Source organism: Pseudomonas sp. URIL14HWK12:I12, from assembly GCF_003097135.1.
Taxonomy (GTDB): domain Bacteria; phylum Pseudomonadota; class Gammaproteobacteria; order Pseudomonadales; family Pseudomonadaceae; genus Aquipseudomonas.
The window spans coordinates 40,640-63,102 of sequence record NZ_QEQL01000003.1; the positions used below are offsets into that span (position 1 = coordinate 40,640).

The following is a 22,463-nucleotide window of genomic DNA, read 5'->3' on the forward strand; positions in this document are numbered from 1 at the left end:
AGGAGAAAGCACAATGTGGTATTTCGCCTGGATTCTAGGAGTGCTGCTGGCGTGCAGCTTCGGTGTGATCAACGCCATGTGGCTGGAAGCCTCCGGCAGCCTCGACGAGGTGCCCGATGATCGCCGCTGAAGCGCGGCGCCCCTGGCTGGGCGGGGGCGCCTGGCGCGCGCTCTCGCTGTTGCTGGCGGTGCCTTTGAGCTTGGTGCTGCTGTTGCATCCAGTGATGATGCTGGACGCACAGGGGCATTACAGCCATGGGCTGCTGAGCCTGATGATGTGGGGCATTGCGGCGGGGTATGTGCACGGGGTCGGCTTCGACCCTCGTGCCTTGGCCTGGCGGGTGATCTTCCACCCGCTCACGGCCTGGTCACTGATGGCGCTAGGCTACGCCCAGCTGATACTCAACCAAACTGCGTAGCCAGCTCACGCAGCACTTTCTCGGCATCGAGCACTTTGTTCACCACGTCGTCGGCCTTCTCCCGAGTGAGGCCGACGCGGTCAAGCAGCGCCTGCGGGATCTCGTTCCCGGCTTCCGCCCCGATCCCGCGGCCACGCAGCAGGCGCACCGCCAGGCATACCAGGTTTGCGTAGATCGCGTAGTCGCCGTCGTAGGTGGGGTCGTTCTGGAAGCGCAGGGCGGTTGCCAGCTCTTCTGGCATGTCCCAGTAACCCATCAACCACGCGCCGATCTGCTCACGGCTGATACCCAGCAAGTGCTGCTCGACATAGCTGTGGTTCAGGTGCGGGTTCACCTCCAGGTGGCGGCATACCAGTGAGAAATGCGGGGGAAACACGTGAGCCAGCAGCAGGTAACCGAAGTTGTGCAGCAAGCCTGCCAGGTAGGTAAGGCCGGCCTCTGGCCGCGATTCCCGCGGGATGGCGCGGGTCAGGCCTTCGATCACCGCTGCGGTATAGATCGACAGTTGCCAGTAAGGCGTGGCCTGTTGAGGGTTGTCCTTGGGCAGGTTCATCGATTTGCCCAGCGCAAGGCCCAGGGCGAGGTTGATCACCAGGTCGAAGCCCAGCACACGCACGATCGCATCTTCCACCGAGCGCACCTTGCCCGGTGATGCGTAGTAGGGCGACGCCGCCCAGCTGACCACCTGCGCTGCCAGCGCCGGGTCGGTTTCGACCACGCCGGTAATGTCATCGACGCTGGCATTGGGGTCGACCCGCAGCTTGATGATCTTCTGCGCGGTTTTCGCCAACGGCGGGATCTCGATGGTCGCCTCCAGGCGTTGCTGGATACGTTTTGCCGTGAAGCCTTGCACGCGGGTGCTGATCTCGGCGGGAGTGCGGGGCAGCGCGTCGTGCTGCAGCTTCACGCCCTGCATCGACTCACCGAAGCGCGCGGCGCTGCCGTTGCTCAGGGTTTTCTTGAAGTCTTCGCTGCTGATTTCCAGCATCACGCCCGGTGTGCCGGAGGCGATCAACAGGCTGGGCTGATCGAGCACGCGCTCGTCATAGAGGCAGGGGGCAGCCACCAGCGACGGCAGGCCGGGCAGCTCCAGCAGTTCGTGCGGGTCAAGCATGCGCCGCAGGCGATCGAGTGGCACTGCAGTGAGGGTGCGGCCAGTGAGTTCTGCGATCCGGTTAAGGTCGAGCAGTTGGTCTTTGAGCAACAGCACTACCATCGTGCCTACCGCATCGCCCAGCAAGATGGCCTGGACTTTTCGCCGCTCGGCAATCGTGGGCTCGTCGAGGACTTCGCGCCAATTGATGGCTTGTTTGTCCAGCAGTTGCTGAACGACCAGGGGCGCGTGAGGAACTGCGGTTTCCAGGGCGACTTCTGTCATGTGCTGTGTCCAAACCTGTACAAGTTCGACAGTATACCCATGCCGGAGGCAAGGGCATGAAAGCTTTGCGGTTGTGATTCGGTCAAACCTGCCCGTACTGCTGCCCATGGCGAAGCCAGCGGTCGAGCAACGGGTTTACATGGTCGGGCCAGCGCGCCAGCAGGGCTTGCGCCGCATCGCGTACAGAGGGTAGCAGATCGGCGTCACGCATCAGGTCGGCTACCTTGAACTGTAGCAGGCCCGTCTGTCGGGTTCCGAGCATTTCGCCCGGGCCGCGCAGTTCCAGGTCCTTCTCGGCGATCACGAAGCCATCGTTGGTTTCACGCATGATCCCCAAGCGTTCGCGGCCGATTTGCGAGAGCGGCGGGTGATACATCAATACGCAATGGCTTGCCGCACTGCCGCGCCCAACCCGCCCGCGTAGCTGGTGAAGCTGGGCCAGGCCAAGGCGTTCAGGGTTTTCGATGATCATCAGGCTGGCATTGGGCACGTCCACGCCGACTTCGATCACGGTGGTGGCGACCAGCAATTGCAGCTCACCCGCCTTGAAGCTAGCCATGACCTCGGCTTTTTCCGCGGGCTTCATGCGCCCGTGGATGAGCCCCACTTTCAGGCCTTCGAGCATCAGCCCGAGGTCTTCATAGGTCGACTGGGCCGCCTGGCAGGTCAGCTCTTCGGATTCTTCGATCAGGGTGCACACCCAGTAGGCCTGTCGCCCCTCGGCGCACGCGGCGCGTACCCGCTCCACCACTTCCTCGCGGCGCGAGTCGGCTACCAGTACGGTGTTCACCGGTGTGCGGCCAGGGGGGAGCTCGTCGAGCACCGAGGTGTCCAGGTCGGCGTAGGCGCTCATGGCGAGCGTTCGTGGAATGGGCGTGGCGGTCATGATCAACTGGTGTGGGCTCAGGCGGCCGTCCACGCCCTTCTGGCGCAAGGCCAGGCGCTGTTGAACACCGAAGCGGTGTTGCTCGTCGATGATGGCCAGGGCCAGGTTCTTGAAGCGCACCTCGTCTTGAAACAACGCATGGGTGCCCACGACCATGGGGGCACCTGCGGCAATGCGCTCCAGCGCGGATGCGCGGGCCTTGCCCTTGAGCTTGCCAGCCAGCCACGCCGTTTCGATGCCCAGTGGCTCCATCCAGCGCTGGAAGTTGATGAAGTGCTGCTCGGCGAGGATCTCGGTCGGTGCCATCAGAGCGACCTGATAGCCCGCCTCCAATGCCTGCAGTGCCGCCAGCGCCGCAACCACTGTTTTACCGGCGCCCACATCACCCTGCACCAGGCGCAGCATCGGCTCGTGCTGCGAGAGGTCATAGGCAAGCTCTGCCGCCACGCGTTGTTGGGCGCCGGTCGGGGTGAACCCAAGGTTGGCCAGGTACCGCTGGGGCAGCACTTTGGCAGCAGGCAGGGCCGGCGCGCGCAGCGTGCGCATGCGCTCGCGCAGCCGTTGCTGTGATAGCTGGTGGGTCAGCAGTTCCTCGAACGCCAGGCGGTGTTGGGCCCAGTGATGCCCCAGGGCAAGCTCTTCGAGGTTGGCATCGGCAGGTGGGTTGTGCAGGTAGCGAATGGCATCGGGCAGGGGCGCGAGGCGGTAGTCGCGCGCCAGCTCATCCGGCAGCCAGTCCGGCAGGCTCGAAGGGCCGAGCAGCGCCAGACTCTGCTGGCACAACTGGCGCAGGCGTGCCTGGGTCAGGCCTTCGGTCAGCGGGTAGATCGGCGTGAGGGTTTGCTCGACCGGTGGGGGAGTGTCGCCGGTAATGGCGCGGTACTCCGGATGGTAGATCTCCAGCCCCGAGGCACCGGGCCGCACCTCGCCATAGCAGCGTACCTGGGTGCCGCGCTTGAGGCCGTCTTTCTGGGCATTGCTGAAATGATAGAAGCGCAGGCTCAACGAACCGCTGCCATCGTTCAGGCGCACCACCAAGCTACGGCGCCGGCCCATGACCACATCGGCACCGCTGACCGTACCTTCGACTACCGCATCCTGGCCTGGCCGTAACTGGCCGATCGGCACCACCCGAGTGCGGTCCTGATAACGCAGCGGCAAGTGAAACAGCACGTCCTGCAGGGTTTCCAGGCCCACGCGGGCGAGCTTTTCAGCCATCGCCTCGCCGACGCCCTTGAGTACCGTGACCGGTACCCGGGACAACTCGGTCATACCGCGACTTTATCCGCAGCGGCGGGCCCCTTGGCCACCGAGCACAGGCGGATGGAGTCGGCGAGAATCTCGATCGCCTTTGGCCGTGGGAAGCTGGCGCGCCAGGCGATGGCGACGGTGCGAAACGGTGCCGGGGAGGTCATGGGCCGCACCTCGATCACGCCGGGTGCATAGTGATGGCTGTGCACCGCTGAGAGCGGCAGCACCGACACTCCCAGGCCCGAGGCGACCATGTGGCGGATGGTTTCGAGCGAGCTGGACTCCACCGTGGTATGCCGTGAGGCCTCGCTGCCCTTGACTGTGGGGCAAGCCTCCAGCACCTGATCACGGAAACAGTGGCCCTCGCCCAGCAGCAACAGGCTCTTGTCATTGAGCAAGGCGGGGTCGATCGCTTCCTTGCGTGTCCAGGGGTGGTCGCTGGGCATCAACACCTGGAAGGGCTCGTCATACAGCGGCAGGGTCAGCACGTCGGCCTCTGCGAACGGCAGGGCGATGATCACGGCATCGAGCTCACCGTTGCGCAGCTTGTCGCGAAGCACATGGGTAAAGTTTTCTTCGATGTACAACGGCATCTGCGGGGCCACACGGTGCAGCTGCGGAATGAGGTGCGGGAACAGGTACGGGCCGACGGTATAAATGGCGCCCACCTTGAGGGGGGCGGTCAGCTGGTTCTTCCCGGCCTGGGCCAGCTCACGAATGCCCTGGGCCTGTTCCAGTACCTTCTGTGCCTGGGCAACGATGCTTTCGCCCACTGGGGTAAGGCGCACAGCGCTTTTGCTGCGCTCGAAGATCAGCACGCCCAGTTCGTCTTCGAGTTTCTTGACCCCCACCGAGAGGGTGGGCTGGCTCACATGGCAACGTTCGGCGGCATGGCCGAAGTGCTGTTCCTGGGCGAGCGTGACGATGTAGCGCAATTCGGTGAGGGTCATAACGTGCGTCCGTGTAGTGGCGGCCCCAGCATAGCGGGTGCCGTCGATAGACGCACGTTATCAGCGCGGCGGATACAACACAAAAGACGTCAGCGCATGGCGTCTTTGATGTTGAAGTTGAACGGCGCCTTGAGCTTGATCGAGTCCTTGCCGTTGAGCAGGTCGGCCGGCGGCTTGGGCATGGGCGAGGCCCGGTGCACCTGAGCGATGGCCGCGTCGTCGAGCAAGCTGTTACCGGAGCTGGTGACCAACGCTGCGTCCAGTACCTTGCCGTTGGCGTCGAGGGTGAACTCGATCAGCACGGTACCCTCGGCGCGGCGCGAGCGCGCGCGGTCGGGGTAGCGTTTGTATTTGCCCAGGTGCGCAAGCAGGTCGCTCTGCCACGTACGCTTGGCCTGGCTGTCTGCGGGCGGCGCCGGTGGCTGCGGCGGCTGAGGCTTGGGTGCGGCGGCCTTCTCCGACTCGGCGGGCTCGTTCTTGGCCACTTGCTCTGGCACATCCCGGGGCGGCTCGGGCTTTTTCTCCACCGGCTTGGGTTGCGGCTTTGGCTTGGGCTTTGGCTTCTCTGGCTTGGGCACGGCGATTTTCGGCTTGGGTGCTTCGGCAAGCTTGGGCAACGGCGGCTCTTCGACCGGCGTAGGCTGCGGCTGAACCACCCGCGGTGGCGGGGGCGGGGCAGGTGGCTCGGGCAGCGGTGGCAGCTCAACCATCATTGCCGCCTGCGGCAGCTCCACAGGCTCGGGCGCAGGCCAGTTCAGCACGATGATGATCGCCGCCGCGTGCACGCCCAGCACCAAGGCCAGGCCGCCAGCGTAACGAAGAATACTTTGGCCTTTGGATGTCATTTCTTGGCAGCCGTCTCCAGCCCTACCAGGCCTACTTTGAGGTAGCCGGCCGCACGCAGGGTGTTCATCACCTCCATCAGATCACCGTAGTCCACGCCCTTGTCGGCCTGGAAGAAGATCGTGGTGTCTTTCTTGCCCTTGGTTTTCTCGTCGAGGTACTGGCCAAGCTGTTCCTTTTTCACCGCGTTGTCGCCGATGTAGAGGCTTTTATCGGTTTTCACACTCAGAAACAGCGGCTTTTCAGGGCGTGGTTCGGGCTTGGCGGTAGAGGCGGGCAGGTCGACCTTGATGTCGACGGTCGCCAGGGGGGCTGCCACCATGAAGATGATCAGCAGCACCAACATCACGTCGATGAACGGCGTGACGTTGATTTCGTGGTTTTCGGCCAGCTCGTCGCCGGCACCTTCCTTGAGATGCAGGCCCATGCTTACCCCACTTTTACCATGTGCGGATGGCTGCTGCGCTCACCGGCAGGCTGGCGGTCCAGGTCGCGGCTGACCAGCAACAGCACCTGGGCCGAGGCATCGGCGACCATGGCCTTGTAGTTGGTGATAGAGCGGGCGAAGACGTTGTAGATCACCACCGCCGGAATGGCTGCAACCAGACCGATGGCCGTTGCCAGCAAGGCTTCGGCGATCCCGGGCGCTACCACTGCCAGGTTGGTGGTCTGGGTTTTGGCGATGCCGATGAAGCTGTTCATGATCCCCCATACGGTGCCGAACAGGCCTACGAACGGAGCCGTCGAGCCGATGGTGGCGAGCACGCCGGTGCCAGCGCTCATGTTGCGGCCGCAGGCCGCTACCAGGCGCTCCATGCGGAAACTCACGCGCTCCTTGATGCCTTCCTTTTCGCGGGTATCGGCCGACAGATGCATCTCTTCCATCGCGTCGTGCACCAACAGGTGGGCCAGGGTGCCTTGCTTGTTGGCGGCATCGCCTGCGGCCTTGAGGCTGGTGGCCTGCTTGAGCATGGCGATTTCGCGGCGCGCGCGGCGCTTGGCGCCCAGCAGCTCCAGGCCTTTGGCGATCCAGATGGTCCAGGTGATGATCGAGGCGATGGCCAGGCCGATCATCACGGTTTTGACCACGACGTCGGCGTGCTGGTACATGCCCCATGGGGACAGGTCGTTGCCCATGCCCAGGGTGGTGTCCTGAGCCTGCACCGGTACGGCGTTGCTGGCAGTGCCGTCGGCGGCCGGTGCTTCGGTTGCCGTTGGGGCAGCCGCTTCAGGGGCGGGAGCACTGGCGGCGGCCGGGGCTGTATGGGCATTTGCAGGTTCATCGGCCTGAGCCACGGACGTCACCGCCAAGCCCATCAGCAGCGCTGCAATGGCGCCCCAGGCGCGAGGCTGGCGAGAAAATAGGGTTGGCGAAGCGTTCGAGGTTTCGTGATTCATGCTGGCCGGACCTGGTAAAGAATGAGGTAGCTGTCGTGGTGTAAAAGCGCGGCTGGCAGCGCCGCCACCTTGGGACAAATGGCCCGGCATTATTGCAATTAATTCTTGTTAGCAAAAGTTGTTAAATGATTTTTTTTCAGCCACCGTCGTCGCCTAGTGGTTACTTTCCAATTCAAAAGAGGTGTTTTGATGGGCTCACCAACCGTTCTACTGGTCGGGTGCGGTGATGTCGGCGGCCGTCTGGCGCAGGCGCTGCTTGCGGCGGGCTGGCTCGTTCACGGGCTGCGCCGCGATACCACACGGTTGCCGGCGGGTGTCGTGCCTGTGCCGGCTGACCTGGCCAGCCCGGCCATGCCTGCTGCATGGCCAGAAGGGCCGCTTGATTACGTGGTGTATTGCGTGGCGGCCAGCCAGCACGATGAAGCCGGCTATCGGCAGGCTTACGTCGAGGGTTTGCGGCATACGCTGAGCTGGTTGGTGCAGGCAGGGCAGCAGCCCAGGCGCTTTGTGTTTGTCTCCAGCAGCGGTGTGTATGCACAGGCGGCGGGTGAGTGGGTCGATGAGCAGTCGCCGACCGAACCCTCGGGGTATTCGGGCAAAATCATGCTCGAGGCCGAGGCCCTGGCCCATACCGGCACAGCACCGGCCACCGTGGTGCGCCTGAGCGGCATCTACGGCCCAGGCCGGGCACGGCTTCTGAATCAGGTGCGCCAGGGGTTCGCGGTCAGCGAAATGCCGCCGGTCTATGCCAATCGCATTCATGCAGACGACGCCGCAGGGTTGATCGCGTTCCTGCTGCAGGCCGATGCCCAAGGCAAAGCAGTCGAGGATTGTTATCTGGGGGTGGACGACGCCCCGGTGGCATTGGCGGAGGTTGTGGCCTGGCTGCGCCAGCGCATGGGAGTCACGCACACCAGTGGCGAACAGAGCATTCGCCGTACCGGCAGCAAGCGCTGCAGCAACGCCCGGGCCCGCGCCCTGGGCTGGGTGCCCAGGTACAGGAGCTATCAGGATGGCTATGCCGAGCTATTGACGTTGGAGTAGCCAGCGGCGTGCGCCGGGTTGCAGGTTTGGCATCTCGTCATTGCCGGCGGTGTTGACCGTCTCCAGGATTTCCAGGCGCTTGCCGTCACGGCGGAAGATATACGCGTCGCCCATTTTGTCGCGCTCCAGCCACATGCTGTCGTATTCCCCACTCATGGCAGCGCAGTCACCCGCCAGGCACAGGGCATAGCGGTCCAGGCCTGGCAGGCCTTCAACGCGCCCGTCGGGGTGAAACACCACCGTGGCGCCGGTGCCCTGGCCGTCAGCGATCGACCATTGCCCACCCAGGAAGGCCTGATACAGGCGCGCTTCGAACACCGCTCCGGGCGGCGCGTCAGGCTGGTCCTTGGTATCGGCCTTTACAAAATGCTGCTCCGGCCCGTTGTCGGTGGCGGCTTGGGTCAGGTGGCTGCCATCGATGGTCAGGGTTTCCTGGCCACTGCCGTAGATGTCTACATTCCACTGGCCGGCCCCGCTCTGGCCTAGGCTGCCTTCACCCAGCTCGAAGCCGTTGCTGAAGGTGGCTTCCTTGGCCTTGCCGTCGATTTTCCATTCAAGGTTCGGCCCGTCGGCCAGCAGCGCCTGGCGCAGGTTGCCACCTTTGACCGCGTCGTCGATGGCGTTCTGGTTGATCCAGGTGCCGCTAGGGTCGGTCACCGAGTGGCTGGCGCAGCCGCTGAGCAATGCCAGCAGGGCCAGGGCGGGCAACGTATGGCGCATGCGAAGGTCCTTGCGCGTCGAGAGAGGAAGCGGGGCGCGCAGGCACCCCGCGGCGAGCTTATTCCAGTACCAGAATCGCGTCCATTTCGACCTGCGAGCCCTTCGGCAGCGCAGCCACGCCGATAGCGGCACGAGCAGGGTAGGGCTGCTGGAAATAACGGCCCATCACCTCGTTGACGGTGGCGAAGTTACCGAGGTCAGTGAGGAAAATGTTGAGCTTGACCACGTCCTTGAGCGAGCCACCGGCTGCTTCAGCGACGGACTTGAGGTTTTCAAACACCTGCACGGCCTGGGCTTCGAAGCCCTCGACCAGCTCCATGGTGGCCGGGTCGAGCGGGATCTGGCCAGACATGTACACGGTGTTACCCGCCTTGATGGCCTGGGAGTAGGTGCCGATGGCGGCGGGGGCCTTGTCGCTGTGAATGACGCTCTTGCTCATGCGGATCTCCTTGAACGAGGGGCATGCGCCTCAAGCGCGCATGCGAGTGATGCGAATCACGCCGGCAAGGGCGCGCAATTTCTTGATGACCCGTGCCAGATGCACGCGGTCGTGAACACTGACCACCAGCTGGACGACGCTGATGCGGCCATCGCGTTCGTCCATGCTGATTTTCTCGATGTTGCCGTCGGCAGCGTTGACGCTGCTGGCGAGCAGAGCAATCAGGCCGCGCTGATGCTCCAGCTCCACACGCAGTTCGACGTTGAACTCGCCGGTGACGTCCTTGGCCCATGACAGCTGGATGCACTTCTCAGGGTTGTGGCGGATTTCGCTGATGTTCCGGCAATTCTCCAAGTGAACGACCATGCCCTTGCCAGCCGACAGGTGGCCGACGATAGGGTCGCCCGGAATCGGCGTGCAGCACTTGGCATAGCTGAGCACCAGGCCCTCGGTTCCGCGGATTGCCAGGGGGCCCTCGGGGCTGGGCAGTTGGTCGTTTTCGCAAGCCAGGAGGCGGCGTGCGACCACATAGGCCATGCGGTTGCCCAGCCCGATGTCTTCGAGCAGGTCTTCGATCACCTCGACCTTGTACTCGCCCAGTGCGACCTGAATGCGCTCAGCTGGAATCTTCTCAAGGCTGCTGTCGAAACCGCCGAGCACCTTGTTGAGCAGGCGCTCGCCCAGGCTGATGGACTCGGAGCGGCGCTGCAGCTTCAGCGCGTGGCGGATATGGGTGCGTGCCTTGCCGGTGACCACGAAATTGAGCCAGGCGGGGTTGGGCCGAGCCCCCGGGGCGCTGACGATCTCCACCGTGGAGCCGCTCTGCAGCGGCTCGGACAACGGCGCCAGGCGGCGGTTGATTCGGCAGGCGATACAGCTGTTGCCCACGTCGGTGTGCACGGCATAGGCGAAGTCGACGGCGGTCGAGCCCTTGGGCAGCTCCATGATTCGCCCCTTCGGGGTGAACACGTAGACCTCGTCAGGGAACAGGTCGATCTTGACGCTTTCGATGAACTCCAGCGAGTTACCGGCGCGTTGTTGCAGCTCGAGCACGCCCTTGACCCACTGCCGCGCCCGGGCGTGGCTGCTCTTGGGCTGCTCGTTCTCGTTGGACTTGTACAGCCAGTGCGCGGCGATACCGTTGTTGGCCATCTCTTCCATTTCCCGCGTGCGGATCTGGATCTCGATGGGCACGCCGTGCATGCCGAACAGCGTGGTGTGCAACGATTGGTAGCCGTTGGCCTTGGGAATGGCGATGTAGTCTTTGAAGCGCCCCGGCAGTGGCTTGTACAGGTTATGCACCGCGCCAAGCACCCGGTAGCAGGTGTCGACCTTGTCGACCACGATGCGGAAGGCGTAGACGTCCATGATTTCGGTGAACGCCCGGCGCTTGCCACGCATCTTGTTGTAGATGCCGTACAGGTGCTTCTGGCGGCCACTGACATCACCATCGATGCCGTCGACGCCCAGGCAGTGCTTGAGGGACTGCTCGATCTTGGCGACGATTTCCTTGCGGTTGCCCCGTGCGCGCTTCACCGCCTGGTGAATGCGCTCCGAGCGCATCGGGTACATCGCCTGGAAACCCAGGTCTTCGAATTCCACGCGCACGTTGTGCATGCCCAGGCGATTGGCGATGGGGGCGTAGATCTCCAGGGTTTCCTTGGCGATGCGCCGGCGTTTTTCGCCGGAGAGCACTTCCAGGGTGCGCATGTTGTGCAAGCGGTCGGCCAGCTTGACCAGGATCACGCGTATGTCGCGTGCCATGGCCATGGCCATTTTCTGGAAGTTCTCGGCCTGAGCTTCGGCCTTGGTTTCGAAGTTCATCTGGGTCAGCTTGCTGACCCCGTCGACGAGTTCGGCGACGGTTTCGCCAAACTGGGAGCTCAGTGCTTCCTTGGCGATGCCGGTGTCTTCGATCACATCATGGAGCATGGCGGCCATCAGGCTTTGATGGTCCATGTGCATGTCGGCCAGGATATTGGCCACCGCCAGCGGGTGCGTGACGTAGGGTTCGCCGCTGCGACGGCGTTGGCCGTCATGGGCTTGCTCGGCGTAATAATACGCTCGGCGGACCAGGTTGATCTGGTCCTTGCCGAGGTAAGTCGACAGGCGATCGGCGAGTGCGTCAATGCCGGGCAAGATCAGCGCTCCTGCCTGCGCGGCGCGGTGGCCGGCTGCGGTCGACTGGGCATGTATCAGATGGCCTCGTTGGTGTCGTCCTCGAAGGCGGTGAACAGCGGCTCTTCATCGACGATTTCGGCTTCGGCAATCACGTCGTAGTCGACCAGGCCTGCTGCGATTTCGCGCAGCGCCACAACGGTCGGCTTGTCGTTCTCCCAACCTACCTTCGGCTCTTTGCCGCCGGTAGCCAATTGGCGCGAGCGCTTGGTCGCGAGCATGACCAGCTCGAAGCGGTTATCGACGTGGTCAAGGCAGTCTTCAACGGTCACGCGAGCCATGGTGTTCCTCGTAGCGAATACAGTGGGCAGCGCCCAGAACGGGCGAGCGGACTCGATAGTCTAGAAAAACGCCGCCATTAATGGAAGGGGCTACCGCCCGGTGGCGCGGGCGGCGACGCTTTACAGCAGCTCGCTCAGCAACGCTCCATGGCGTTGAGCCTGCAGTTTATGCTGGAGTCGATTGGCGCGGAAGATCGCCTTGAGGTCTTCCAGCGCGGTGGCGAAATCGTCATTGATCACCAGGTAATCGTACTCGACATGGTGCTGCATTTCGCTCACCGCTTCACGCATGCGCCCTTCGATGATCTCATCGCTGTCCTGGCCGCGATTGGTCAGGCGCTGGCGCAGCGCTTGCCGGCTCGGTGGCAGGATGAAGATCGAGCGGGTGCCGGGAATCTGCCGGCGCACCTGTTCGCTGCCCTGCCAGTCGATCTCCAGGATCAGGTCGATGCCGCTTTGCAGGGTCTGCTCCAGCGTGCTCCGGGAGGTGCCGTACAGGTTGCCGAACACCTCGGCGTGTTCGAGGAAGTCACCTTTTTCGACCAGCGCCAGGAAGGCCTCGCGGCTAACGAAATGGTAATTCACACCATCGGCTTCGCCCGGGCGCATGGCACGGGTGGTGTGCGACACAGAGACGCGAATGTCGGGTTGAGCGTCGATCAGGGCCTTGACCAGGCTGGTCTTGCCGGCGCCAGACGGCGCGGAAACGATATAGAGGGTTCCGGTACTTTGGGTCATGGCTGGGCCTTATTCAATGTTCTGCACTTGTTCACGCATCTGCTCGATCAGCACCTTCAGGTTGACCGCCGCTTGCGTGCTGCGTGGGTCGAACGCCTTGGAGCCCAGGGTGTTCGCCTCGCGGTTGAGTTCCTGCATCAGAAAGTCCAGGCGCCTGCCAGCAGCGCCGCCGGCCTTGAGCACTCGCCGCACTTCCTGGATATGGGTGCTGAGGCGGTCCAGCTCTTCGGCGACATCGCTCTTCTGGGCCAGCAGCACAAGTTCCTGCTCGAGCCGCTGAGGGTCGACCTCCGCCTTGAGCTCGGTGAAGCGGTCGAGAATCTTCTGCCGTTGCAGCGCCAACATCTGAGGGACCAGGGCGCGCAATGCAGCCACCTCCGATTGCATGGCGTCAAGGCGCTCGCCAATCAGCCGTGCGAGCTCCTGGCCTTCGCGCTCGCGCCCCGCCTTCAACTCGGCCAGCACCTCGGAGAATAACGCCGTGGCCTGCTCGCTCAGCGCTTGCAGGTCGGCGCCTTCGCTCTGCAGCACGCCCGGCCAGCCCAGAACCTCGAGCGGGTTGATCGGCGCAGGGCGGGCGATCAGGGCTGATACCGCTTCGGCTGCAGCGATCAATTGAGTGGCGCGGGCCGTGTCGACCTTCGGCGCGGCGCGGCTGGTTTCTTCGACCAGGCGCAGGGTGCACTCGACCTTGCCGCGCGAAAGCTGCTGGCGCAGCACATCGCGTACAGCGCCTTCCAGGTCGCGCAGGGCATCGGGCAGGCGCAGGTGAGGCTCGAGGTAACGATGGTTCACCGAGCGCACTTCCCAGCTGAGGGTGCCGTGGGCGCTGGCGCGTTCGGCCCGCGCGAAGGCGGTCATGCTGTGGATCATGGCACGGTTCTCCAGAAAGGGCAGGGCCACGAATCGTTCACGGCCAGTGGATGCGAGGCGGTGAAGTGTAGCCTAACGGTGCATGCTCTCCCAAACCGGAGCAACCCCGGGGTGTGACCCTGGCGACTTGAGCCCTATACTGTCGCCTCGTTTTCCGCCAGCTACAGGTATCCAGATGAAACGTCCAAGCGGTCGCGCCGCCGATCAACTCCGCCCGATCCGCATCACCCGCCATTACACCAAGCACGCCGAAGGGTCGGTGCTGGTGGAGTTCGGCGACACCAAGGTGGTGTGTACCGTCAGCGTCGAGAGCGGGGTGCCGCGCTTTCTCAAAGGCCAGGGGCAAGGCTGGCTGACCGCTGAATACGGCATGCTGCCGCGCGCCACCGGCGAGCGTAACCAGCGCGAAGCCAGCAAGGGCAAGCAGGGAGGCCGCACTCTGGAGATCCAGCGCCTGATCGGCCGCTCGCTGCGCGCAGCCTTGGACATGACCAAGCTGGGCGACATCACGCTCTATGTCGACTGCGATGTGATCCAGGCCGACGGCGGCACCCGTACCGCGTCCATCACTGGCGCCATGGTGGCCCTGGTGGATGCACTCAAGGTGGTGAAGAAGCGCGGTGGCCTCAAGCATGGCGACCCGCTCAAGCAGATGATCGGCGCCGTGTCGGTAGGCATCTATCAAGGCGAGCCAGTGCTCGACCTGGACTACCTCGAAGACTCTGCCGCCGAAACGGACCTGAACGTGGTGATGACCAGCGAAGGGGGCTTCATCGAAGTGCAAGGCACTGCCGAAGGCGCACCGTTCCAGCCCGTCGAGCTCAATGCCATGCTGGCATTGGCCCAAAAAGGCGTTACCGAGCTGTTCGCGGTACAGAAAGCGGCATTGGAAGACGCCTGAGAAGCTGCAAACCTCGAGCTACCAGCATTGAGCTTGTAGCTTGAGGCTTAGATGGTCAGCGTCCAGTCATAGTCGACAATGAACGGCGCGTGCTGGCTGAAGCGCGGTTGGCGCGGCAGCCGGGCATTGCGCACGAAGCGACGCAGGCCAGGGGTGAGCAACTGGTAGTCGAAGCGCCAGCCCAGATTAAGCATCTCGGCTTGCTCGCTGTCGGGCCACCAACTGTATTGATCACCCTCGCGGCTGACTTCGCGCAGCGCGTCCACATACCCCATGGTGCCGACGATCTCGTCCATCCAGGCGCGCTCCGGCGCCAGGAAGCCTGGCGACTGCTGGCTGTCGCGCCAGTTCTTCACGTCGAGTTTCTGCTGCGCCACGTAGAGCGAGCCGCAATAGATATATTCGCGGCGCTTGCGGCGTTGTTTGTCCATGTAGCGCGCGAAGTCGTCCATCAACTTGAATTTTTGATTCAGGTCTTCATCGCCGCCCCGCCCGGAAGGAAAGAGCAAGGTCGCGATGCTGACCTTGTCGAAATCGGCTTGCAGGTAACGCCCGAAGCGGTCGCAGGTTTCGAACCCAAGACCGTTGATGATCGCTTTCGGCTGCAAACGGGAATACAACGCGACACCACCCTGGGCAGGGACTTCGGCATCAGCGGCATACAGGAAATAGCCGTCCAGTTGGTAGGCTGAATCGTCCAGTTCGAAGGCGGAAGCGCGGGTATCCTGCACGCAGATGACGTCGGCATTCTGGGCTTGCAGCCAACTGAGCAAACCGCGCTCGACCGCTGCCTGAATCCCATTAACGTTCACACTGATGATCCGCATAAATGGCCTCGTAAATCTCGTGCGTGTATGATACCCGAGGTCAACTTAATTAGCTAAATCCGTAGTATCCGGGGCTTTTACATGCACGCCTATCAGCGCGAATTCATTCGTTTTGCCATCGAACGCGGTGTTCTGCGTTTCGGTGAGTTCACTTTGAAGTCGGGCCGCACCAGCCCCTACTTCTTCAATGCCGGCCTGTTCAATACCGGCAGCGCACTGGCGCAACTGGGCAAGTATTACGCTGCGGCCGTGGTTGAAAGCGGCCTGGCATTCGACGTGCTGTTCGGCCCCGCCTACAAAGGCATCCCCTTGGCATCGGCCACCGCGGTCGCGCTGGCCGAGCAGCATCAGCGCGATGTGCCATGGTGCTTCAACCGCAAGGAAGCCAAGGATCACGGCGAAGGTGGCAGCCTGGTGGGCGCGGCGCTCACCGGCGACGTGCTCATCATCGACGACGTAATCACTGCAGGTACCGCCATCCGTGAAGTGATGCAGATCATCACCGCTCAGCAGGCGCGGGCTGCTGGTGTGCTCATCGCGCTGAACCGACAGGAGCGTGGCAAGGCTGAGCTTTCGGCAATCCAGGAAGTGGAGCGTGATTTCGGTATTCCAGTGGTGAGCATCGTCTCGCTCGACCAAGTGCTCGAATACCTGGCCGACGACGCCCAGCTCAAGCAACACCTGCCCGCCGTCGAAGCCTATCGCGCGCAGTACGGTATCTGATGCGCCGCTGGCTGCTGGTGGCGGTGCTGGCTGTGCCAGGCTGGTCGCTGGCCGCGCCCGGCGACGCGCCGGGCGTGCGCCTCTACCGTTACACCGACAGCCGCGGTGTCACGGTACTCGATACGCAGGGCGTACCTCCGGAATATGTCTCCAAAGGCTACCAGGTGCTCAATACCCAGGGCCGGGTGATCCAGACCGTCGCCCCTGCGCCCACCGCTGCCGAGCTACAGGTTCGCCAGGCGGCGCAGGCCAAGGCTCAGGCCGACAGCGAACTGCTCGATCGCTATCCGTCCCTCGAAGATCTGGATAAAGAGAAAACCCGGCGCCTGGCTGATTTGGACAACCAGGCCAGCCTTGCCCGAAACCGCCTGCAACTGCTTCAGCAGCAGCAGGCGTCGTTGCAGAGCCAGGCAGCGGCCATCGAGCGTAGCAATCAGCCGGTGCCCGCAGCGCTGGGGGGCCAGATCGACAGCGTGCGCCGGCAACAGGCCGAAATAGGCCAGCAGTTAGCCGGGTTCGAGCAGCAAAAAATTAGCCTGGCAGCCAGCTACGAACAGCAGCGGGCCAGGTTGGAAACACTACTGACCAATCAGTGAGCACCGCTCGGCTTCAGGCGTGCTTGCGATTGCTGATCAGCGTGCCAACGCCGCTGTCGGTGAAGATCTCCAGCAGCACGGCATTGGGCACGCGGCCATCGATGATGTGCGAGCTGGTGACACCGCCCTGCACTGCTTCCAGTGCGCAGCGAATCTTCGGCAGCATGCCGCCGTAGATGGTGCCGTCGGCAATCAGGCCGTCGACCTGCTCGGTAGTCAGGCCAGTCAGTACCTTGCCGTCCTTGTCCATCAGGCCGGCAATGTTGGTCAGCAGAAGCAGCTTCTCAGCCTGCAAGGCCTCGGCCACCTTGCCCGCCACCAGGTCGGCGTTGATGTTGTACGACTCGCCGTTGGCGCCCACGCCGATGGGCGCGATCACCGGAATGAAATCGCCCTTGACCAGCATGTTCAGCAGGTCGGTATTAACGCTGGCGACTTCACCCACATGGCCAATGTCGATAATTTCCGGCTTGGTCATTTCCGGGGTCTGGCGAGTGACGGTCAACTTGCGCGCGCGGATCAGCTCGGCGTCCTTGCCGGTCAAGCCGATCGCGCTGCCGCCATGGCGGTTGATCAAGGTCACGATACTCTTGTTGACCTGACCCCCAAGCACCATTTCCACCACGTCCATGGTCTTGGCATCGGTAACGCGCATCCCGTCGACGAAATGGCTCTCGATCTCCAGGCGCTTGAGCAGATCACCGATCTGCGGCCCGCCGCCGTGCACGACCACCGGGTTTATACCGACCGCTTTCATCAACACCACATCACGAGCGAAGCCTGTTTTGAGCTCCTCGCTTTCCATGGCGTTGCCACCGTACTTGATCACCAGTGTCTTGCCGACGAAGCGTCGAATGTAGGGCAACGCTTCAGACAGTACCTTGGCAACGTTGGCGGCGGCATCGCGATCGAGGGTCATGCAGGGCTCCTGGTGAGGGAATGATCAGAACGGGATTTGAATGTCGGGCTGCACCGCCTTGAGCTGTTCACGGAAAACGGATTTGATCCGCTCGATCTCAACTTCGTCGTCGGCTTCAAAGCGCAGCACCAATACCGGGGTTGTATTCGATGCACGAACCAGGCCCCAGCCCTTGGGATAGTCGACTCGAACACCGTCAATGGTGGTCAGGTTCGCCTCGCCCCACTGGGCGTCTTTTTGCAACGCATCAATGATGGCGAATTTACCTTCTTCGGTCACATTAATGTTGATTTCCGGAGTGGAAACATCATTCGGGAAGGTATCGAACACCGCCTCGGCGGTCTCTTTCTTCTGGCTGAGAATTTCCAGCAGGCGGGCGGCAGCGTAGATACCGTCGTCAAAGCCGAACCAGCGCTCTTTGAAGAAGATATGGCCGCTCATTTCACCGGCAAGCAGGGCGCCGCTTTCGCGGATCTTCTTCTTGATCAGCGAGTGGCCGGTCTTCCACATCACCGGGCGGCCACCCCAACCGCTGATCAACGGGGTCAGGCGGCGGCTGCACTTGACGTCGAAGATCACATCCGCGCCCGGGTTGCGCGACAGCACGTCCTGCGCCAGCAGCATCAGGAAACGGTCAGGGAAAACAACGTTGCCCTTGTTGGTGATCACGCCGACGCGATCGGCATCGCCGTCGAAAGCCAGGCCCAGGTCGGCACCGGTTTCGTTGACCTTGGCGATGAGGTCTTCGAGGTTTTCCAGCTTGCCCGGGTCGGGGTGGTGGTTGGGGAAGTTGCCATCGACTTCGCTGAACAGCGGAATCACTTCACAACCCAATGCTTCGATCAGCTGCGGGGCGATCACGCCGCCAACGCCGTTGCCGCAGTCCACTACCACCTTGAGCTTGCGCGCCAGGGCGATGTCCTTGCGGATGTAGGCCTCGTACTGCGACAGGATGTCGACCTTTTCAACGCTGCCCTGGCCGCTGGCCAGGTCATTGTCGCGAATGCGCTGATACAGCTTCTGGATCTGCTCGTTGGCCAGGGTGTCGCCCGCGATGATGATCTTGAAACCGTTGTAGTTCGAGGGGTTGTGGCTGCCGGTGAGCATCACGCCCGACTTGCCTTTGAGCACGTTGGCCGCGAAATACAGCGCGCCAGTGGGCACCAGGCCTACGTCACTGACATGGCAGCCAGCATCGGCCAGGCCCTGGATCAGTTGCGCGACCAGCTCCGGCCCCGACAGCCGGCCATCGCGCCCCACCGAAACGTGGGGCTCACCCTGGGAAATGCTTTGCGAGCCGATGGCCCGGCCGATCCAGTACGCAGTTTCGGCAGTCAGCGTATCGCCAACGATGCCGCGGATGTCATAGGCGCGGAAGATGCTGGCAGGCAGCGTGGGGGCGGCGTTTGCAATGCTGTTCATAGCGAGAGGGTGCTCCATTCGCAGGGGGTCCTGATCGTCGAGGATATCGACGTCGAGAATTTCAGAGTCCTTGAGCGACGGGGTTACCCAGCTGGGTGCCGGTGCGCCCTGGGCATCGCTGCCCGTGTCGCGAGTGCTGCCCGCTTTGGCGGCGGGGCTGGTCGGGCGGTCGCGAACGGAGAAGCGAGCAAGGCTCGCTGCGAGCCCGTTCAGCTCTGCCAGGCGCAGACTGAACGCTTTGACGGCTTTGCCGCCGGATAGTTCTTGGATCAGCTGGGCCAATTGTCGGGCGTCTTCGCGTACCAGGCTGCGCAGCTTGCCCACGGCCAGCGACGCGCCTAACCAGAAGGCGCCGAGCGCCACCAGCGCCGCCACTGCCATCAGCACCCAGCTCAGCCACGGCAAGGGCGCTTCGAAGGCACTGCCGGCAGTGAAACGTGCGCTCCAGTTGGCGTTGCCCAGCTCGTAATCACTGGAGGGACCCTGGGCGGTATTGCCGCGTTGCAGCAGGGTCATCGGCGCGGTATCGGCAAAGCGCTGCTGCACCTGGAACAGCCCGGCATCGGCGGCCATGGGCGGCAGGCTGCGAGCCAGGCGCTGCATGTCGAAGACCAGCACCAGGCTGCCGACCACCCGTTCGCCGCTGCGCACCGGTGCGGCGCCGTACACCAACCAGCGCTGGCCCACCTGGCGCGCCTCCAGCGGCTGCGGGCCGCTCTCGGCACGGCGCATCAGGTCGAGGGTGGCATAGGTGATCGGCGCGGCGCGGGTGTCGTCGGGCACGCCCTGGCCGCTGGGGGTGAGCACAGCGTCGATCACGCCGTCGCGAAAGCGCAAGGCCGTCTCGGCATTGCGCAACCGCGCGGTGTCACCGCTCTGCAGCACCGCTGCCAGCGCTGGGTCAGTTGCAGCCGCCTGGGTGTCGGCACTCAACTGGGCCAAGGCCTGGCGCACGCTGCTGGCCTGGGCGTTACCAAAGCTTTGTGCCAGTTGCCAACGCCAGGCTTGCTGTGAGGGGCCGGGCAGGCCGACCCAGATGAGCACGGCAGCGATCAGCACGCCAAGCACAGCGATGATCATGGCGGGGCGCATCAGAGACGCCAGGTTGTCGGCGGGCTCGACACCGGCCGAAGGGGCTTGCTGTACGGCTTTACGTGCGATGCCTTTCACTGAGCGTCTCCGCGAGAATCTTCCTGAAAAAACGCGCCTCAATGGGTCCCGGTATGGCCGAACCCGCCGCTGCCGCGCTGGCTTTCGTCGAATGTTTCCACCAGCTCAAAGCGCGCTTGCACCACCGGGACCAGCACCAGCTGTGCGATACGCTCGCCCACCGGAATGGTGAAAGCGCTCTGGCCACGGTTCCAGCACGACACCATCAGCTCGCCTTGGTAGTCGGAATCGATCAAACCCACCAGGTTGCCCAGCACGATGCCGTGCTTGTGGCCCAGGCCTGAGCGCGGCAATACCAGCGCGGCAAGATTCGGGTCGGCAATGTAGATGGAAAGGCCCGTGGGGATCAGCAAGGTCTGACCCGGCTCAAGGGTGGCGCTTTGCGCAAGCATAGCGCGCAGGTCGAGGCCGGCGGAGCCTTGCGTGGCATAGGCAGGCAGCGGGAATTCGCTGCCCAGGCGGGGGTCGAGGATCTTGGCTTGCAGTGCGTGCATGGTCTTAGGAGGCCTGGGAGGTTCGTTCGGCGATCAGCGCGACCAGCTGGCGGGCGATCTTGCCCTTGCTGGTCTGCGCCAACATCTGGATGTGGAGCGCGCGGTCAATGACGCTGCAGGCGTTTTCCTCGCTATTGAAACCGATGCTCGGGTTGGCGACGTCGTTGGCGACGATCAAGTCGAGGTTCTTGTCCTTGAGCTTGCGCGCCGCGTAGTCGAGCAGGTGTTCGGTTTCGGCGGCGAAGCCGACGCTGAAGGGGCGGTCCGGGCGGCCGGCAACGGTGGCCAGGATGTCCGGGTTACGCACCATCTGCAGGAGCATGCCGTCACCGGTGGTGGGGTCTTTCTTGAGCTTGTGCGGCGCTACCACTTCGGGGCGGTAGTCGGCCACAGCGGCCGAGGCGATGAAGATGTCACATGGCATTGCCGCCTCACAGGCCGCGAGCATGTCACGGGCGCTGACCACATCGACCCGCTGTGCGCGGTCAGGTGTGGGCAGGTGGACTGGGCCGGTAACCAGCGTCACCCGGGCACCCGCTTCGACGGCCGCCTCGGCCAATGCGAAGCCCATCTTGCCTGAGCTGTGGTTGGTGATGTAACGCACCGGGTCGATGTTTTCCTGGGTGGGGCCCGCAGTGATCAGTACGTGCTTGCCGGTGAGCGCCAGGTGCTGGAAGCACTCGGCAGCGCACAGCGCCAGTTCGGTGGGCTCAAGCATACGGCCCAGGCCTACGTCGCCGCAGGCCTGGCTGCCGGCCGCCGGGCCGAAGAGCTTCATGCCGCGCCCAACGAGGCGCTCGAGGTTTTCCTGGGTGGCCGGGTCGCGCCACATGGCCTGGTTCATGGCCGGCGCCAACGCGACGGTTGCATCGGTGGCCAGCACCAGGGTGGTGAGAAGGTCATTGGCCAGGCCTTGGGCCAGGCGCGCGATCAGGTCAGCGGTTGCCGGGGCGATGAGCACCAGGTCTGCCCAGCGGGCGAGCTCGATATGGCCCATGGCGGCTTCGGCCGCCGGGTCGAGCAGGTCCATGTGCACAGGATGGCCCGACAGCGCTTGCAGGGTCAGGGGCGTGATGAATTCACTGCCGCCGCGGGTCATTACCACGCGCACTTCGGCGCCGTGCTCCAGAAGGCGCCGTACCAGCTCTGCGCTTTTGTAGGCGGCGATGCCGCCGCCAACGCCAAGTACGATGCGTTTTCGATACAGCCGCTGCATAAGCCTGCCTTGGTTTCGGAGGAGAGGCACGCAGCGCCGGGCGCCGCGTAGAAACCGGGCTAAGATACCACAGCGCCGTTGACGGAACAGCGGCCAGCCCAGTGAGCAAGGAGCGACCCATGAGCATACGTGATTGGCCTGCGCAGGAGCGGCCAAGGGAGAAACTGCTGGCCTATGGCGCGGCCAGCCTTTCAGACGCCGAGCTGCTGGCGATCTTTCTGCGCACTGGGGTGCGGGGGCACAGTGCAGTCGATCTGGCGCGCCTGGTATTGCAGCATTTCGGAGGGCTGCGAGGCCTGCTCGAAGCCGATAGCGCGAGTTTCTGCGCCATCCCAGGCTTGGGCAATGCCAAGTACACACTGCTTCAGGCAGTGCTTGAAATGGCCCGCCGGCACTTGGCGACCACGCTGTCGCGCGGCGGTGCGCTGGAGAGCCCTGGCGCAGTGCGCGACTACCTGAAAGCGACGCTGCGCCATGAACCCCACGAAGTCTTCGCCTGCCTGTTTCTCGATGCGCGCCACCGCGTGCTGGCCTATGAGGCCCTGTTCCACGGCTCGATAGACAGTGCCAGCGTCTACCCGCGCCAGGTGGTCAAGCGGGCGCTGGCGCATAACGCGGCCGCCTTGATCCTGTGCCATAACCACCCGTCAGGGGTGGCCGAACCCAGCAAGGCCGACGTCGCCCTCACACACCGCATTCGCGATGCGCTGGGGCTGGTCGACGTGCGGGTGCTCGACCATTTCATCGTCGGCGATGGCGAGCCGCTGTCGATGCTCGCCAAGGGGCTGATGTAGCCA

At 63.6% G+C, this 22,463-nt stretch carries 24 protein-coding genes; 7 read left to right on the forward strand and 17 right to left on the reverse strand.

Annotated elements, in window-relative coordinates; translation table 11 throughout:
- Positions 1-13: 13 nt before the first annotated feature.
- Positions 14-130 carry a cytochrome bd-I oxidase subunit CydX gene (gene cydX, locus F474_RS10290; RefSeq protein ID WP_097084315.1) on the forward strand — a complete coding sequence of 39 codons (117 nt, stop codon included), beginning with the start codon at positions 14-16 and terminating at the stop codon, positions 128-130.
- The gene (locus F474_RS10295; protein WP_097084316.1) at positions 117-419 is read left to right on the forward strand and encodes a cyd operon YbgE family protein; all 303 of its coding nucleotides are present in this window, start codon (positions 117-119) and stop codon (positions 417-419) included. The genes cydX and F474_RS10295 overlap by 14 nt, the downstream gene beginning before the upstream one ends.
- Here F474_RS10295 and F474_RS10300 read toward each other — a convergent pair.
- The 6 genes from F474_RS10300 to exbB all read right to left on the reverse strand — a co-directional run bounded on the left by F474_RS10300 (position 403) and on the right by exbB (position 7,125).
- Entirely contained in the window at positions 403-1,797 is a 1,395-nt protein-coding gene (locus tag F474_RS10300; RefSeq protein ID WP_097084317.1) for an aminoacyl-tRNA deacylase and HDOD domain-containing protein, read from the reverse strand. The two genes, F474_RS10295 and F474_RS10300, sit on opposite strands and share 17 nt — an antisense overlap.
- Before the next feature lie 82 nt (positions 1,798-1,879).
- Positions 1,880-3,955 carry an ATP-dependent DNA helicase RecG gene (gene recG / locus F474_RS10305; protein WP_097084318.1) on the reverse strand — a complete coding sequence of 692 codons (2,076 nt, stop codon included), beginning with the start codon at positions 3,953-3,955 and terminating at the stop codon, positions 1,880-1,882.
- Positions 3,952-4,884: a hydrogen peroxide-inducible genes activator gene (locus F474_RS10310; RefSeq protein ID WP_097084319.1), complete on the reverse strand. Its 933-nt coding sequence runs from the start codon at positions 4,882-4,884 to the stop codon at positions 3,952-3,954. Before F474_RS10310 ends, recG begins: the two co-directional genes overlap by 4 nt.
- A gap of 89 nt (positions 4,885-4,973) precedes the next feature.
- A complete protein-coding gene (locus F474_RS10315) occupies positions 4,974-5,729 on the reverse strand; it encodes an energy transducer TonB (RefSeq protein ID WP_097084320.1) in 756 nt (251 codons plus the stop codon).
- Positions 5,726-6,154, reverse strand: coding sequence for a TonB system transport protein ExbD (gene exbD, locus F474_RS10320; protein WP_097084321.1), 429 nt, complete (start codon positions 6,152-6,154; stop codon positions 5,726-5,728). Before exbD ends, F474_RS10315 begins: the two co-directional genes overlap by 4 nt.
- A gap of 2 nt (positions 6,155-6,156) precedes the next feature.
- Positions 6,157-7,125 (reverse strand): tonB-system energizer ExbB, encoded by a 969-nt coding sequence (gene exbB, locus F474_RS10325; protein ID WP_097084322.1) that lies wholly within the window; start codon positions 7,123-7,125, stop codon positions 6,157-6,159.
- Between the two features lie 189 nt (positions 7,126-7,314).
- Here exbB and F474_RS10330 point away from each other — a divergent pair, with 189 nt between their 5' ends.
- Positions 7,315-8,169, forward strand: coding sequence for an SDR family oxidoreductase (locus tag F474_RS10330; RefSeq protein WP_097084323.1), 855 nt, complete (start codon positions 7,315-7,317; stop codon positions 8,167-8,169).
- Here the strand turns inward: F474_RS10330 and F474_RS10335 are convergent.
- The 6 genes from F474_RS10335 to F474_RS10360 form a co-directional block, all read right to left on the reverse strand.
- Positions 8,152-8,889, reverse strand: a complete 738-nt coding sequence (locus F474_RS10335; RefSeq protein ID WP_097084324.1) for a hypothetical protein — start codon at positions 8,887-8,889, stop codon at positions 8,152-8,154. The two genes, F474_RS10330 and F474_RS10335, sit on opposite strands and share 18 nt — an antisense overlap.
- A gap of 58 nt (positions 8,890-8,947) precedes the next feature.
- Entirely contained in the window at positions 8,948-9,328 is a 381-nt protein-coding gene (locus F474_RS10340) for a RidA family protein (protein ID WP_097084325.1), read from the reverse strand.
- A 30-nt stretch (positions 9,329-9,358) separates the two neighbouring features.
- Positions 9,359-11,467 carry a bifunctional GTP diphosphokinase/guanosine-3',5'-bis pyrophosphate 3'-pyrophosphohydrolase gene (gene spoT, locus F474_RS10345; protein WP_097084326.1) on the reverse strand — a complete coding sequence of 703 codons (2,109 nt, stop codon included), beginning with the start codon at positions 11,465-11,467 and terminating at the stop codon, positions 9,359-9,361.
- Between the two features lie 56 nt (positions 11,468-11,523).
- Positions 11,524-11,787 (reverse strand): DNA-directed RNA polymerase subunit omega, encoded by a 264-nt coding sequence (gene rpoZ / locus F474_RS10350; protein ID WP_097084327.1) that lies wholly within the window; start codon positions 11,785-11,787, stop codon positions 11,524-11,526.
- Positions 11,788-11,907: 120 nt separating this feature from the next.
- A complete protein-coding gene (gene gmk, locus F474_RS10355; protein WP_097084328.1) occupies positions 11,908-12,525 on the reverse strand; it encodes a guanylate kinase in 618 nt (205 codons plus the stop codon).
- Between the two features lie 9 nt (positions 12,526-12,534).
- A complete protein-coding gene (locus F474_RS10360) occupies positions 12,535-13,398 on the reverse strand; it encodes a YicC/YloC family endoribonuclease (protein ID WP_097084329.1) in 864 nt (287 codons plus the stop codon).
- 175 nt (positions 13,399-13,573) lie between these two features.
- Between F474_RS10360 and rph the strand changes: the two genes are divergently transcribed.
- A complete protein-coding gene (rph, locus tag F474_RS10365) occupies positions 13,574-14,299 on the forward strand; it encodes a ribonuclease PH (protein WP_097084330.1) in 726 nt (241 codons plus the stop codon).
- Between the two features lie 47 nt (positions 14,300-14,346).
- Here the strand turns inward: rph and F474_RS10370 are convergent, their stop codons facing one another.
- Positions 14,347-15,126, reverse strand: coding sequence for an exodeoxyribonuclease III (locus F474_RS10370; protein WP_097084331.1), 780 nt, complete (start codon positions 15,124-15,126; stop codon positions 14,347-14,349).
- 81 nt (positions 15,127-15,207) lie between these two features.
- Between F474_RS10370 and pyrE the strand changes: the two genes are divergently transcribed.
- Complete coding sequence (gene pyrE / locus F474_RS10375; protein WP_097084332.1) at positions 15,208-15,849, forward strand: orotate phosphoribosyltransferase; 642 nt, start codon at positions 15,208-15,210, stop codon at positions 15,847-15,849.
- Positions 15,849-16,445 (forward strand): DUF4124 domain-containing protein, encoded by a 597-nt coding sequence (locus tag F474_RS10380; protein WP_097084333.1) that lies wholly within the window; start codon positions 15,849-15,851, stop codon positions 16,443-16,445. The genes pyrE and F474_RS10380 overlap by 1 nt, the downstream gene beginning before the upstream one ends.
- A gap of 13 nt (positions 16,446-16,458) precedes the next feature.
- Here F474_RS10380 and argB read toward each other — a convergent pair whose 3' ends face one another.
- The 4 genes from argB to coaBC form a co-directional block, all read right to left on the reverse strand.
- Complete coding sequence (gene argB / locus F474_RS10385; protein ID WP_097084334.1) at positions 16,459-17,364, reverse strand: acetylglutamate kinase; 906 nt, start codon at positions 17,362-17,364, stop codon at positions 16,459-16,461.
- Between the two features lie 24 nt (positions 17,365-17,388).
- Positions 17,389-18,786 (reverse strand): phosphomannomutase/phosphoglucomutase, encoded by a 1,398-nt coding sequence (locus F474_RS22815; protein ID WP_371916134.1) that lies wholly within the window; start codon positions 18,784-18,786, stop codon positions 17,389-17,391.
- Between the two features lie 1,208 nt (positions 18,787-19,994).
- Positions 19,995-20,450, reverse strand: a complete 456-nt coding sequence (gene dut / locus F474_RS10395; protein WP_097084335.1) for a dUTP diphosphatase — start codon at positions 20,448-20,450, stop codon at positions 19,995-19,997.
- Between the two features lie 4 nt (positions 20,451-20,454).
- Positions 20,455-21,666, reverse strand: coding sequence for a bifunctional phosphopantothenoylcysteine decarboxylase/phosphopantothenate--cysteine ligase CoaBC (coaBC, locus tag F474_RS10400; RefSeq protein WP_097084336.1), 1,212 nt, complete (start codon positions 21,664-21,666; stop codon positions 20,455-20,457).
- 119 nt (positions 21,667-21,785) lie between these two features.
- On the opposite strand from coaBC, the gene radC reads away from it, so the two are divergent.
- Complete coding sequence (gene radC / locus F474_RS10405; protein ID WP_097084337.1) at positions 21,786-22,460, forward strand: DNA repair protein RadC; 675 nt, start codon at positions 21,786-21,788, stop codon at positions 22,458-22,460.
- Positions 22,461-22,463 lie beyond the last annotated feature (3 nt).